This window comes from Bradyrhizobium sp. JR3.5 (genome assembly GCF_054057015.1).
Map to the genome: position 1 here is coordinate 1674639 of NZ_JBSRYV010000002.1, position 14209 is coordinate 1688847.

General features: G+C 65.8%; 12 protein-coding genes, 2 pseudogenes and 1 riboswitch. All 14 genes and pseudogenes read right to left on the bottom strand.

Features of this window, described 5'->3' with window-relative positions:
- Positions 1–29 precede the first annotated feature (29 nt).
- The 14 genes and pseudogenes from uca to ACVWW1_RS24880 all read right to left on the bottom strand — a co-directional run bounded on the left by uca (position 30) and on the right by ACVWW1_RS24880 (position 14120).
- Positions 30–3574: pseudogene (gene uca, locus ACVWW1_RS24815) on the bottom strand (urea carboxylase).
- A gap of 3 nt (positions 3575–3577) precedes the next feature.
- The gene (locus ACVWW1_RS24820; protein WP_456657758.1) at positions 3578–4216 is read right to left on the bottom strand and encodes an urea amidolyase associated protein UAAP2; all 639 of its coding nucleotides are present in this window, start codon (positions 4214–4216) and stop codon (positions 3578–3580) included.
- Entirely contained in the window at positions 4213–5058 is an 846-nt protein-coding gene (locus ACVWW1_RS24825) for an urea amidolyase associated protein UAAP1 (RefSeq protein WP_456657759.1), read from the bottom strand. The genes ACVWW1_RS24820 and ACVWW1_RS24825 overlap by 4 nt, the downstream gene beginning before the upstream one ends.
- A complete protein-coding gene (locus ACVWW1_RS24830) occupies positions 5055–5888 on the bottom strand; it encodes an ABC transporter ATP-binding protein (RefSeq protein ID WP_456657760.1) in 834 nt (277 codons plus the stop codon). The genes ACVWW1_RS24825 and ACVWW1_RS24830 overlap by 4 nt, the downstream gene beginning before the upstream one ends.
- Positions 5885–6704: pseudogene (locus tag ACVWW1_RS24835) on the bottom strand (ABC transporter permease). Before ACVWW1_RS24835 ends, ACVWW1_RS24830 begins: the two are co-directional and overlap by 4 nt.
- A gap of 59 nt (positions 6705–6763) precedes the next feature.
- A complete protein-coding gene (locus ACVWW1_RS24840) occupies positions 6764–7837 on the bottom strand; it encodes a putative urea ABC transporter substrate-binding protein (RefSeq protein WP_456657761.1) in 1074 nt (357 codons plus the stop codon).
- 78 nt (positions 7838–7915) lie between these two features.
- A riboswitch (guanidine-I (ykkC/yxkD leader) is annotated at positions 7916–8026 on the bottom strand.
- A gap of 310 nt (positions 8027–8336) precedes the next feature.
- On the bottom strand, positions 8337–8981 hold the full coding sequence (locus tag ACVWW1_RS24845; RefSeq protein ID WP_456657762.1) for a glutathione S-transferase family protein: 645 nt from the start codon (positions 8979–8981) through the stop codon (positions 8337–8339).
- 4 nt (positions 8982–8985) lie between these two features.
- Positions 8986–9729, bottom strand: a complete 744-nt coding sequence (locus ACVWW1_RS24850; protein WP_456657763.1) for an SDR family NAD(P)-dependent oxidoreductase — start codon at positions 9727–9729, stop codon at positions 8986–8988.
- A gap of 64 nt (positions 9730–9793) precedes the next feature.
- Entirely contained in the window at positions 9794–10282 is a 489-nt protein-coding gene (locus ACVWW1_RS24855) for a CoA transferase (protein WP_456657764.1), read from the bottom strand.
- Positions 10200–10991 (bottom strand): CaiB/BaiF CoA transferase family protein, encoded by a 792-nt coding sequence (locus ACVWW1_RS24860; RefSeq protein WP_456657765.1) that lies wholly within the window; start codon positions 10989–10991, stop codon positions 10200–10202. The genes ACVWW1_RS24855 and ACVWW1_RS24860 overlap by 83 nt, the downstream gene beginning before the upstream one ends.
- A 120-nt stretch (positions 10992–11111) precedes the next feature.
- Positions 11112–11984 (bottom strand): helix-turn-helix domain-containing protein, encoded by an 873-nt coding sequence (locus ACVWW1_RS24865; protein WP_456657766.1) that lies wholly within the window; start codon positions 11982–11984, stop codon positions 11112–11114.
- 279 nt (positions 11985–12263) lie between these two features.
- Positions 12264–12941 (bottom strand): hypothetical protein, encoded by a 678-nt coding sequence (locus ACVWW1_RS24870; RefSeq protein WP_456657767.1) that lies wholly within the window; start codon positions 12939–12941, stop codon positions 12264–12266.
- A gap of 79 nt (positions 12942–13020) precedes the next feature.
- Entirely contained in the window at positions 13021–13599 is a 579-nt protein-coding gene (locus ACVWW1_RS24875) for an invasion associated locus B family protein (RefSeq protein WP_456657768.1), read from the bottom strand.
- Entirely contained in the window at positions 13596–14120 is a 525-nt protein-coding gene (locus ACVWW1_RS24880; protein WP_456660669.1) for a YadA-like family protein, read from the bottom strand. Before ACVWW1_RS24880 ends, ACVWW1_RS24875 begins: the two co-directional genes overlap by 4 nt.
- Positions 14121–14209 lie beyond the last annotated feature (89 nt).

Sequence of the window (14209 nt, forward strand, 5' to 3'; positions counted from 1 at the left end):
AGGACCGCAGCAGACCGACGCGGCCCAATCTACTCCGGCCGGATCAACGCCACCACATCCCCGGCGCGCAGCGTCTGGCCAGGCTTGACCGGCACCGACGCAATGCGGCCCGCGCTCGGCGAATGCACTGATATCTCCATCTTCATGGACTCGATGATGGCGAGTGTGTCGCCGGCTGCGACCACGGCGCCCTCCTCGACCAGGATCTTCCAGATGTTGCCCGGCACCTCCGAGAACGCGCCGACCTGGCCGTTGGGAATGCCGGTTGCCGCAGCCCCTGCATCGATCGATTCCACCGGCGTCTCGTCGAGCTTCATCTCGCGCCAGCGCTGGCGCTCGGCATCGAACGCGGCCTGCTGCGTCGCCTTGAACGCCGCAATCGACGGCCGCGCATCGGCCTGCGACTTCGCGTAGTCGGCGTAGGAGAACTCACCCTGCTCGATCCTGATGTCATATTGCCCGTGCGGGAACGCGGCGCGGGCGTCCAGCAATTCATCGGCATCGACCGGGAAGAAGCGGATCTTGTCGAAGAACCGCAGCAGCCAGGGATGGCCGGGCTCGAACACCCGCGTGGTGCGCCAGCTGTTCCAGACCTGGATGGTGCGGCCGAACAGCTGGTAGCCGCCCGGCCCTTCCATGCCGTAGATGCACATATAGGCACCGCCGATGCCGACCGCATTCTCCGGCGTCCAGGTCCGCGCCGGATTGTACTTGGTGGTCACCAGCCGGTGCCGCGGGTCGAGCGGGGTTGCCACCGGCGCGCCGAGATAGACGTCGCCGAGGCCGAGCACGAAATAATTCGCGTCGAACACGATGCGGCGGACGTCGTCCTCGCTGCCGAGCCCGTTGATGCGCCGGATGAACTCGACATTCGACGGACACCACGGCGCATCCGCGCGGACCAGCTCCTGATACTTGCGCATCGCAAGCTCGGCTTCTGGATCCCGCCACGACAGCGGCAGATGCACGGTGCGGCTCGGCACCCGCATCGCATCGACCGGCGGCAATTCGCGCTCAATCTTGCGCAGCAGGTCGAGCAGCCTCGTTCGCGACAGCGTCGTGCCGTTATAGTGGATCTGCAGCGAGCGGATGCCGGGCGTGAGGTCGATCAGCCCGCCGAGTTTTGCTTCTTCCAGCGCCTGCGCCAGCACATGGACGCGCAGCCGCAGCGCGATGTCGAGCTCCATCGGGCCATATTCGACCAGGAGATTGTCGTCACCGGCGCGCCGATAGACCACCGGGATCGGACCATCATCATGGCGCCCGACGATGGCCGCGCCGAGCTCGGGCGCGCGCAGCACTGTGGGGCCGGCAACCGGATCGTCGCGTTTCACCGGTACGAAGCGGACGGTGTCGCCGGGCCGGAGCTGGCCGACCTTCCAGAGCTCGTCGCGCGCGACGACCGCCGGACAAACGAAGCCCCCGAGACTCGGTCCGTCCGGTCCGAGAATGATCGGCATGTCGCCGGTGAAGTCGATCGAGCCGACCGCATAGGCGTTGTCATGAATGTTCGACGGATGCAGCCCGGCCTCGCCGCCGTCGGCGCGGGCCCAGCGCGGCTTCGGACCGATCAGCCGCACGCCGGTGCGGGCACTGTTGAAGTGCACCTCGTAGCTCGACGCGAACAGCGTTTCGATGTCCTCGTCGAGGAAGAAGTCCGGCGCGCCGTGCGGGCCATAGACCACGCCGATCTGCCACGCCGAAGTCAGCTCTGACCGCTCGTCCTCCGTGGCGCGGCGCGGCGCGGCAAGGCCTGACGTCTCGACACCGATATGCAGCACGTCGCCGGCCTTGAGCGAGCCGGTCGCATGGCCACCGAACGCGCCGAGCGCGAACACGGCGCGCGAGCCCAGGATCTCCGGCACATCAATGCCGCCACGCACGGCGAGATACGCGCGCTGGCCCGGGCCCCTGATACTTCCGATGACGAGCGTCTGGCCGGCGCGCACGGCGACCGGCTCATCATGGGCGACCTCGGCACCATCGAGCGATGCCTTCATGCCTGCGCCCGAGAGCGCGACGATCGCATCGGTATTGAAGCGCAGGGTCGGCCCGTTGACCGTCAGCTCCAGCGCGGTCGTCGTCTCCGGATTGCCGACCACGCGGTTGGCAAGACGAAACGACCGCTCGTCCATCGGCCCGCTCGGCGGCACGCCGACATGCCAGAGATGCAGCCGGCCGGGCAGTTCCTGCACACCGCTCTGCGCACCGGGTGCGACGACATCGATGGTGCGCGGGCGATAGGCGAATGTGCCGAGCACACTGGTCGCCACCTTGCCGCTGCGGAACACCTCAGACGCCGCGATCGCGCGGAGATAATCGAGATTGGTCTCGATCCCGGCAACGATCGTGTCATCCAGCGCTTTCGCCAGCTTTGCGATCGCGGCATCGCGCGTCTCGGCCGACACGATGATCTTGGCCAGCATCGGATCGTAGAACGGCGAGACCTCGGTGCCGGTCTCGATCCATCCGTCGATGCGCGCGTCCGGCGAAAAGCTGACCTGCGTCAGCCGGCCCGCGCTCGGGCGAAAGCCAGCGCCCGGGTTCTCGGCATAGAGCCGTACCTCGATCGCGGCGCCCTCTGGTGCGAGCGCGCCGGCCTGGCCCAGCACATCCTCGCCGGCCGCCTGCCGGATCATCCATTCTACGAGGTCGACGCCAGTGACCTGCTCGGTGACGGGATGCTCGACCTGGAGACGGGTGTTCACCTCGAGGAAGTAGAAATCCTCGCGTTCGACGTCATAGATGAACTCCACCGTCCCGGCGGATTCGTAAGCCACCGCCTTGCCGAGCGACACACCGCGGCCGCGTGCAGCCGTTGCCTGATCTCGGCGGAGAGCCCCGGCGCGGGGGTCTCCTCAAGAACCTTCTGGTTGCGCCGCTGCAACGAGCAATCGCGTTCGCCGAGCGCGACCACATCGCCCTTGCCGTTGCCGAAGATCTGCACCTCGATGTGGCGTGCCTGAGCGACGAACCGCTCGAGATAGACCCGGGCATCGCCGAAGCTGGCGCGCGCTGTGCGCTGCACGGATTCAAACCGCTCGCGCAGCGTCGCCATGTCGTGGCAGAGCTGCATGCCGATGCCGCCGCCGCCCGCCGTGCTTTTCAGCATCACCGGAAGGCCGATTCTGTCAGCCTCTCGCACCGCCTCGTCGATAGTCTCCAGCAGGCCGGAGCCCGGCAACAGCGGCACGCCGCTAGCCTCGGCGATCTCGCGTGCCTTGTGCTTGAGGCCGAAGGCGTCGAGATGCTCAGGCCGGGGCCCGATGAACTTGATCCCGTGCTCGGCGAGCCGTTCGGCCAAGCGGCGGTTCTCCGACAGGAAGCCGTAGCCGGGATGGACCGCCTGCGCGCCGGTCGCAAGGCAGGCCGCCATGATCGCATCGACGTTGAGATAGCTCTCGGCCGCCGGCGCCGGGCCGATGCGCACCGCCTCGTCGGCCTCGAGCACCGGCCGCGTGAAGCGGTCGGCATCGGAATAGACCGCGACCGAGCCGATGCCCATGCGGTGCAATGTTCTGCCGATCCGCCCGGCGATCTCGCCGCGGTTGGCAATCAGGACCTTGCTGAACATGCCTCACGCCTCCCGCTCGAAGATCGTGACCTGCACCGGCGTCGGGAAGAAGCCGTTGCAGGGATTGTTGATCTGCGGGCAGTTCGAGATCAGGCACAGCACGTCCATCTCCGCCACCAGTTCGACCGCGTCACCCGGTTTGGAGACGCCGTCGACCACGGTGAAATTGCCGGCGGGATCGATCGGCACGTTCATGAAGAAGTTCAGGTTCGGCACGATGTCGCGCTTCGACATGCCGTATTTCGCAGCCTCCAGCACGAAATTCTCGCGGCAGGCGTGCTGGTACCGGGTCTGGTGCCCGAACCGCACGGTGTTGCTTTCGCAGGAGCAGGCGCCCGCCGAGGTGTCGTGCAGGCCGCAACTATCAGCGGTGACGCGCAGCATCACGCGGCCTTCATTGGACATGATCCTGGTGCCGAGCCCGACATAGGCCGAGCCCTGCGCGCGCAGCGTATCCTGGCCGCTGTAGCGCTCGCCGAAATCGTCGGCACGATAGAACAGCGTATCGACCGCCTGCTGGCCATGGGAATCCGTGATCCGCAGCGTCTGGCCTTTGCGGATGATGGCCGACCACGGTTTGCGCGCGGGAATTTCCACGTCGAGAACGACGCGGCCACGGGTCTGAGCGGATTGCGTGGTCATCGCACGGCTCCTTCGCTCATCTCGCCGAGATACAGCGCATTGTTCTCAAAGGCGCGGATCGCCTCGGCGGTCGCGGTACGGCACAGATCATCGGCGTCGGACTTGGCCGAGCGGTAGCGCACGATCTCCACGCTCGCCTGCGGATAGCTTTCCGCCGGATCGAGCGGATGCGGACAGTTCGACAACGCAATCAGCAGGTCCATCTCCGCGCGCAGATCGACGAAATCACCCTTTTGCCGGCGCGCCTCAGACCAGAAAAACTTGCCGCCCGCGTCGATCGCGACCGGCGCAAAGAAGCTGACGCAGGGATGAACGTCGCGGCGATCGAGCCCGAGCTTCGCCGCGGCGAGGACGAAATTGTCGCGCGTATTGCGGAAATTCCCTTCGCCATACTTGGCCAGGTTGGTCGCCGCGGTCGAGCCGCCGACCACGGCATCATGCGCGGCGCTGGTGTCCTCGGTGATGCCGAGCAGCGCGCGCCCCATGTCCGAGAGCAGCACGCGCCCCTTCTGCAGCCGGGCCGCCCACTGCACCTTGATGGTGTCGGCGTGGTTGAGCCGCTCGGTGGTGTCGGCGCTGTTCCAGGCGAGCAGGCTGACGGTCGATGTCCCCGAACTGTTGACGATACGCAGCGTATCGCCGCGGTTCAGCCGCGTGGTCCAGTACCAGCCGGCCGGAATCATCTCGCGATGGATGATCGCGTCAGTGGCGATCGGCGCAGCGTCGCGCGTGGTCGGCGCCGGCAGCGCCCGCGGCGCATGCTCCTGCCCCGCTGCTTTCAACTCGTTGTAGCGTCGGGTATGCACCGCAATCTCGGCCTTCTGTTCCTCTGTGAGGATCATGGTTGCTCCTTCAAGACGAGAGCGCCGGGCCGTCCCGGCTGATGCTCCGTGCCTGACCGGGTCGTCCCGATCGGAGCTGGTTGAACGGATGACCGCGGCTCGGCGCTGCGGCGTGGGAAGATCTCGAGGTCGCGCGACACGGTGGCGCCGTAGCGCTCGCGCTCCTCCGGCCGGTTGCGCTGCCGCTCCAGCGCGATCACGCGGGTCGCGAGCCCGAATGCCTCGCTGAGGTCGTGCGTCACCATCACGACCGTCAGATGGGTCTCGTTCCAGAGCCGCTTCATCAACAGATGGATGTCGGCGCGAATCCCCGGATCGAGCGCGCCGAACGGCTCGTCGAGCAGCAGGATTTTCGGCCCGCGCATGATCGCCTGCGCCAGCGCGAGGCGCTGCTGCATGCCGCCCGACAGCGCCGACGGATATTTGCTCTCCTGACCGGCGAGCCCGACCTCGGCGAGTAGCTTCATGGCGTCGTCGGTCGCGGCGCGCCGCGCGGCGCCGAACAGCCGGGCCGTGAATTTGGCGTCGCGCAACTCGCGGCCGAGCATGACGTTTTGCAGCACGGTCAGATGCGGAAACACCGAGTAGCGCTGGAACACCACGCCGCGGTCGGCATCCGGCTCCGCGCGCAACGGCTTGCCGTCGACCATGATCTGGCCGCGGCTCGGCTGCTCCTCGCCGAGCAGCATCCGGAGCAGCGTGGTCTTGCCGCAACCGGACGGACCGACCAGCGCAATGAAGGCGCGCGGCTCGACCTCCATCGTGATGCGCTCCAGCACGATGTGGTCGCCGTATTCTTTCCAGACGTCGTCGAACCGGATCGCGCTCATTCCGCCCTCACCGAGGCAAACCAGGGAAACAGCCTGCGCTGCACGACGCGCAGTCCGACATCGATCAGGAACGCCAGCAACGTGATCCAGGCGACGTAGGGGATGATGACGTCCATCGCGAGATAGCGGCGCACCAGGAAGATCCGGTAGCCGAGCCCGGAATCCGAGGCGATAGCCTCGGCCGCGATCAGGAACAGCCACGCCGGGCCGAGTTGCAGACGCAGCACGTCGATCAGCCGCGGCAGGGTTTGCGGCATCGCGACGCGCAACGCAATCTGCCATGTCGAGGCGCCGAGCGTCTGCGCCTTGACGATCTGCTCGCGCGGCAGCTCCTGCACCTTCATGGCGAGGTCGCGGATCATGCAGGGCAGCGTCCCGATCACGATCAGCGCAATCTTCGAATTCTCCCCCCAACCCCATCACGATGAACAGGATCGGCAACAATGCCAGCGGCGGCACCATCGAAGTCACCGATACGAACGGCCCGAGCAAGGCATTGGCGCCCGGCAACAGCCCGATCACGATACCAAGGACGAGCGCCGCCACCGTCGAGATCGCCAGCGCCGACCCCAGCCGCTCCAGGCTGGCGACGGTGTCGGAGGCCATCAGATAGCCTCCGGTGCGCGGATCGACCTCGAACGCCATCTGCTTGACCGCCTGCACCATGCTGGGCAGCGCCGGCAGCAGCTTGTCGTTCGGGTTTTGCGTGAGCCGCGCGCTGGAGCCGGCGAAGTAGGCGATTGCGACCAATACGAACGGCAGCGCGAGCAGATAGATTCGCGTCTGCCGTCCCGGCCGTATGTTCACAAGTCGCATAGTCGGCTCCTGCTTGAGGCGACGCGATGCGCGTCCGAGCTTGGCGTCAGAGCTTGACGTCAAAGCTTGCCTTTGGCGGCTTCGTCCATGTAGGTCGGATCGAAGCGCAGCTTGACGTTCGACTTGTCGCCCAGCACCGACTTGTCGGCGAGCTCGATCCCGACCGCGTCGACCGACTTCGCGCCCTTGCCGAGCAGGTCCTTCTCGAACAGGAACTTGCGGACGCGGTCCATGGTCACGCCGATGGTCTGGCTGCGCGTGAAGGCTTCGGCGTCGGTTGCCTTGTCGAATAGTTTTGTGGTCGAGAGCTGGCTGTCGAAACCTGCAAGGTCGGTGCCGGACGCCTTGGCCATCGCCTCCTTGGCGGCCTTCGCGGCAGGATCGTTCGCCGTCATCTTGGACAGCGTCTCGTACCAGATGCCGACCAGCGCCTTGGCGAAATCCGGATTGTCCTTGGCGACCGCGGTGTTGACCACCATCAGGTCCATGATCTCGCCGGGGATCTGCGAGGAGTCGAACACCTTCTTGGCGTCAGGTGAGCCAAGGATTTCCGTCACGATCGGATTCCAGGTCACGACCGCGTTGACGTCAGGCGTCTTGTAGGCGGCGGCGATATCGGCATCGGAGGTGTTGACAACCTTGACGTCCTTCTCGCTCAGCTTGCTGGTCTCGAGCGCGCGGGCCAGCAGATAGTGCGACACCGAGAATTCGACCAGATTGACCGTCTGCCCCTTGATCGCGGCGAGATCCGACTTGTTCTTGAGGATCACGGCATCGTTGCCGTTGGAGAAATCGCCCATCACGACCGCGGTGGTGTCGACACCGCCTGCCGCCGGAATCGACAGCGCGTCCATGTTGGTGATGGTGACGGCATCATAGCCGCCGGCGGTGTACTGGTTGATCGATTCGACGTAGTCGTTGAACTGCTTGACCTCGATCGCGATGCCGTATTTGTCGGCCCACTTCTTGACGATGCCGGTGTCGGCCGCATAGCCCCACGGCATCCACCCGACATAGATCGACCAGGCGACCTTGAAGCTTTTCTTCGGTGCGGCGTCAGCGACGGATGCTACCGCGAGCACGATCGCGCAGCCGGTGACAACAGAGCGGAAGAAGAAGACGAATTTGTTCATTGCCGATCCCTCTTGCGAAACTTCACAAAAAGGGACTGGCGAAAAGACCATCGCTCCGCCAATCCCTTGGCTAACGAGGTCTCCCGGGCTTTTATCCCGCCGTGCACCTGCGGGGATGTCTCCCCCGCAAGCGGCTGCTCTCGGACCAGCACCTTGTGTCTCAAGGTCGGAACCCTAGCGGCCAACTCGATGCCCTTGATGCACGAGGCGTGCCACACCGCCGGCTTTTGAATCTGATGAGATTTTTCGGCGCGCGGCGCGCGGCCGCGAGAACGCTTTGCTTAAAAACTACGCAGGCGTGCCCAGAATTGGCTCTGTCATTCCCTCACCGACATCAGCAGGATCGCAGTCGGCGGATGTCGAGGGGGAAGTCGATGCGCAAGCTTCTGAGCGTACTTTGCGGCGGCCTCTGGCGCGGGCTGCACGGCCGGTTTGGTCTGATGCCTGGATGCGAGATCGGGCGGTCCCCGGCAGCGCCAACCCTGAATGGCGCGACCGATCAGCTCTTCACGGTATTGATCGCGACGCTTTCCTTATAGGCCGGCCGCGCCGTGACGCGGTCGAGATAGGGCGTTGCGACGTCGCAGACACCGACACCGTAGTCGATCGCCCATACCAGGCAGGTCGCGAGCAGGATATCCGCGCTGGTGAACTGATCGCCCATCAGATACTGGCGGCCGTCCGACAAGGCGACCTCGACATGGCGGAGTTGCTGGCGGAAATACTCGGCCGCTTTCACGACGACATCCGGAGCATGGCCGTAGATATGAGCGAGGCCTTGGACGTCATGGCGACGCATCACGTAGAGGCTGGTCGAGTCGAGCTCGGCCACGATGAAGAAGCACCATTCCAGCCATCGTGCGAAATCGCGCTCCTCAACGGGAACGAGCGAAACATTCGAGTTGGAGTAGTGGCGCGCCAGATAGGCGACGATGGCGGCACTCTCCCCGATCGTGAAGTCGCCATCCTGCAGCAGGGGAATCTTCTGCCGCGGATTGAGCAGGGTGTATTCCGGCGTCTTGGTCTCGCCGGAGCGCGGCAGGATCGGCTTGCAGTGATAGTCCAGCCCCAATTCGTGCAACGCCCAATGGGCCCGGATCGTCCGCGATGTCCCCACCCCCCATAGCGTCAGCGTCTCCGGCATGACGTCACCATTTCTCGACGGAGGGACGCAGATCGAGTTCATGGCTCCAACCGTCCCGGCTCTGCTGGTGCACGAACCAGTAAGCCTCGGCGATGGAAGATGTCCGCGTCAAGGAATCCGGCGGGATCGCCGATGCGTCGACGCCCGTGGCGGCTTTCATCCGCTGGTGGATGGCCGGGCTGTCGACGCCGGCATCGATCAAGAGATGGGCGACATGGATGTTCTTCGGTCCGAGCTCGCGCGCCATCGCCTGGGCAACCGCGCGCAGGCCGAACTTGGCGGATGCGAATGCCGCAAAGCCGCTGCTGCCGCGCACGCTCGCGGTCGCGCCGGTGAACAGCATGGTGCCGCGGCCATGCCGCAGCATGTGCCGCGTCGCCTCGCGTCCGACCAGGAAGCCGGCGAAGCAGGCGAGCTCCCATGCTTTGAAGAACAGCTTTTCGCTGGTCTCATGCAGCTCCTTCTTGACGTTCGAGCCGGCATTGAACAGGCAGACCTCGATCGGCCCGATCTCACGTTCGACCCGCTCGCAAAGTTCCTGCACCTCTGTCTCGCGCCGGGCGTCGACACTCAACGCATGCACCTGGCTTCCGGCGCCGGTCAATTCCTCCACCAGGGCGCCCGATTTCGCCGCATCACGCCGCGCGATGCAGACGGTGTAGCCGCCGGCGGCGAAGCGCCGCGCCACTGCGGCGCCGATCGCATCGCCCGCGCCAACCAGCAAGGCAGTCTTGTTTGTCTCGGCCATAGGACATCTCCCACCGACAGCGGTTGTTCGATTCAGCAATTGTGACGTTGCGCGGCGCGGTCGCTCAGACCGCGCGCACGGCCTTTTGCTCGATCATCGCTTCAATCGCGGCATCGCCGTAGCCGAGGTCGGACAGCACCTGCTTCGTATGCTGCCCGATGCGCGGCGCAGGACCGCCGATCGCGGCGGCATCGACCTCGAAGCGCGCCGCTGGCTTCGGCTGCCGCACCGTGCCGACCCCGGGCTGCTCGAGCTCGGCGATCAGCCCGCGGGCGACGACCTGCTCGTTGGCGATGATCTCGCCGCGCCGCAGGATCGGCGCGCACGGCACGTCGGCTGCATCAAGCCGGGCGAGCCATTCGGCGGTGGTGTGCCTGCCGATATAGTCCTGCATCTTGTTGATGCGCGCGGTTGCATTGACCGAACGCGAGGCCGGCGTGGCGAAGCGCGCATCGTTGGCGAGCTCCGGATCACCGGTGGCCTTGCAGAAGCCCTGCCATTCGGAATCGGAAATCGTCCCGCAGGTAAGATAACCGTCCGAGGTCTGGAACACGAGATCGGGCCGGTCCGTTCGGATCGGCCGTCGCCTGCTCCCGGCCGACCACCGTGTATTGCATCATGCCTTCCGGCCAGAGATAGGCGATCATCGCGTCGAGCATCGCCACCTGGATATGCTGGCCGCTGCCGGATTTTTCCCGCGCGTAAAGCGCCGCCGTGATCGCCTGCGCGGCATAGACCGCCGTCGTCTTGTCGGCCACGATGGTGCGGATCATCTGCGGACGGTTGGTCACCGGCTGCGCCTGTATATCGCAGAAGCCCGACAGGGCCTGCACGATCGGATCATAGACGCGCTTCTTGGCGTAAGGCCCGTCTTCGCCGACGCCGCTGATCGAGACATAGATCAGCCGCGGGTTCTTCTTGCGCACCTCGTCCGGACCGAGCCCGAGACGTTCCATCGTGCCGGGCCGGAAATTCTGCACCAGCACGTCGGACTGCAGGACCAGCTTGCCCAGCACGTCCCGGCCGGCGTCGGTTTTCATGTCAATCGAGAGCGAACGCTTGCCGCGGTTCGACGAGATGAATAGCGCCGAGAACTCGCCGGTCTTGTCGACATTGGCCCGGCTGCGGCGGGTGATGTCGCCGCCGATCGGCTCGACTTTCAGAACATCCGCGCCCTGATCGGCTAGAAACATCGTCGCGAACGGGCCCGAGACGACACCGGTCAGATCAAGTACGCGAACTCCCGCCAATGGCCCTGGCATGCTTTGCTTCCCTCTCCAATGCGCGGTCGCGACCAAACCCTGAGCGCAACCCCGGCATACGCTGGACCCTGCGCCGGCGCTTGCGGGAAAGCGCCTCGACTTGCAAAAAAGCGCCGAAACTCACGCCCGTCCCTGTTGCCGGAACACCGACGGGCTGACACCCGTGACTTGCCTGAACGTCGACGAGAAATGCTGGGCGTGGCTGAACCCCGACGCCAGCGCGATGCTGGTCAGGCTCTCATCGGTGTCGCTGAGGCGGCGCTTGGCCACCTCGATGCGCAGGCCGAGCACATAGCGATGCGGGCTGGTGCCCATGCTCTCCTGGAACGCGCGCAGGAAATGCCGCTTGCTCAGGCCGGCAACATCTGACAGTGCCGACAACGAGATCGTCTCGCCAAGATTGGCCCGGACGAATTCCTCGATCCTCCGCAGCTTGAGCGCCGGCAAACCGCCGCGGCTCGGCGCTTTTGCCGGTCCCGCGCCGCGCGACAGCCGCGCCATATGGGCCAGCGCCTGGCTGGCCCAGCCTTCGGCGAACAGATCGAACAGATTGTCCGGCGTGGTCGCTTCCTGGCAAAGTTCGGAGAGACCACGACAGAGTTGGTCATGGCCGAACGCAATGGCGGGCGTTTCGATCAAGCCATTGAGACGGCTCTGCACGAATTTTGGGTCAAGGAAGACGACCACATAGTCGAATGCCGGCCCGACCGACCACTCCCCCTCGATCTCGGTGCCGGCGGGAAACAGCGCGAGATTGGCCGCCCTGGAGAACTCATATTCGACCGGACGGCCGTTGATCGTGGCCTGCAACCGCGAGCAGCCGTTGCGGAACCAGAACAACGTCAGTTCGGGCTGGCGGAAGTGCCAGTTCATGCGGGGCCGCGAGGTTCGGCTGAGCAGCTCGACCCTGATCGGCTCCGACCGCGCGATGACGGACGACACCAGCTCACCGCCGACCTCGCGGACAAACCGCTCCGGACGCGCTTCCTCCATGGGACATCTCCTCCGCGTATGCACGGATGGTAAGTTCCAAATCAGAATTGACGATCCGGAGCCGGAAATCCAGCCCTTTGATGGGCTGATCGCCAAGATGTTAGCGGGCAGCTGCGACGGATAGCGCACGCGAGAGACCGCGTACCACCCTCGTGTTCGGTGGCTCGCGGGGGATCGGCGCCGCGATTGCCAAGTGCCTTGCGGAGGAAAAAAGTGCCTTGCGGAGGAGAGGTGGATGCGAGGAGACAGGCGCCCGGCGCTGCGCGCCGAGCGGCCGCGCTATCCGGCGACCCGCAGCGCGGTGACCGCGACGCAGGCATTGCCGAACGGAATCAGCACCACCTGCGCGCCGTTCGGCAGCGCGATCGTCGCGAGGTCACCAAGCGTGCCGTTCTGCCCGTTGAGCTTGGCGAGCTCCGCAGCAACTGTCGAGCAGCTTTCTGCGCTCGGCGTCACCCGCACCAGATTGCCTTCACAGGACGACCCGACCGGCGCGGCAAACACGATGCCGACGGCGCGCTGGGCAGCGCTGCCCTGAGGCGCCTGATTTGGTGCGAGCGCGACCAGCGACTGCACCGAATGCGAATTGCCGGCCTTGGCGTCCCACTGCGACTGCGCGGTGTAGTTGGAGTTGGTCGCGAGACCGCGGCCGAGCGTTCCGAACAGATTGGCGCAGGCCACGACGTTGCCCTGCCGCGCATGCTCGTCGAACACCGTCGGCTGCTGCCCCGCCTGCTGCGGCGGAACGGATGCCGCGGCCGCCGATGGCGTCTGCGCCTCCTGCGGACGCTGTTTGTGCGGCTGCGGCTTCGCAGCGATAGCAGGCTTCTTGGCCGGTGCGGGCGCGGCCGGCTGCAATGGTACCGGCTGGGTCTGCTGCGCATAGACCACGACGCCGGCGGCACCGAGCGCGGCCACGACGACCGCAACAAAGATCAATCCCAGGGTGCGCCGCATCGACCATCCGTCCTTTTCACTTCGCGTGTCAGTCTCGAGCCGAATACCGGAACGCCACATCCGCATGTCCGACCCCGGCTTATTTCAGCTTCGCCAGCACACCGGACAGGCCGTCGAGCGGCGCCTCCAGCACGACCGGCCCGCCTTGCGGCAGCGGATAGGACACCAGGCACGGCGTCGCCGCGCGGATGTGCCGCCTCAGCACATTGCCGATCGCGATCGTGGCAAAGCAGAAACTGGCGTCGCAGCGATCGGTCTGCGCGACGATGCGGTCCGGACTATCGCCCATCGCGAGCTCGATCTGCGCGCCGACGCCGGCGGCCGCAGGAATCCGCATCGCCATCAGCGGCTTGCCGTCGGCGGTCGCAATCAGCGACCAGTTGAAGGCGACCGCACCCTGCGCGTTGACGATCGACTGCGTGACGTTGCAGACGCGGCGCTTCGATTTCAGGCTCTCGTCGCAGATCAAGGTCCAGTTCTTGAACGGCTGGATCATCCGCCTGAACTCGCCAAGCGTCTCGCCTTCCGGCACCACGACGTCCGATGGCTTCACGGCGTAGGCGGGTAGCGGCGCAGGCTGCGCGCTGGCGCCCGCCGCCGCGCAGAGCCAGATCGCCAAAGCCAGACACGCCAGCCGCCTCGTCGCCGTCAGGGTCAATTGAGCGTCAGGCTCACGCCGGCGCTGACACCCCAGTCGCTGCCGGCGGTGGTCGCCGCCAAATTGCTGCGCAGCCGGCTGTTCTCGCTGGTGTAACCGATGCCGAAGGCAAGCGCGCCCTGGCTACGCCAGACGCCGCCGCCGGCCGATGCGCTGATCTTGCCGGGCCGGTCGTCATAGCGCAGCGATGCCGCGGCCATGCCGATCGCGGCGGCGCGCCATGCGTCCTGCCGCACCTCGCCGATCTGACCATTGAGCTGTTGGAATGCGCTGTTGAGCTGGTTGACGTTGACCGCATCGGTGCCGGCGACACCCGCCGCCACGTTGCTGATGGTGACCGGCCCGGTGCTGCCACTGTTCAGCGTCACCTTGTTGGTGGTGTTCCCTGAGGCATCGGTGTCGTAGCGGATCGAGCCGCTGGAAACCGCCTGGAGCTGGCTGACATTGACCGCGTCGGTCGCAGCCGAGCCGGCGGCAACATTGGTGACGCGGCGTTCGGCCCCGGACGAGCCGACCGACACTTCGCCGGTCGCAACCCCCGCGACGCTCTTGCCGACGACGGGCGTATAGGCCGCATCGCTCAGATTGGCCGTGGTGGTCGAGTTCGCGC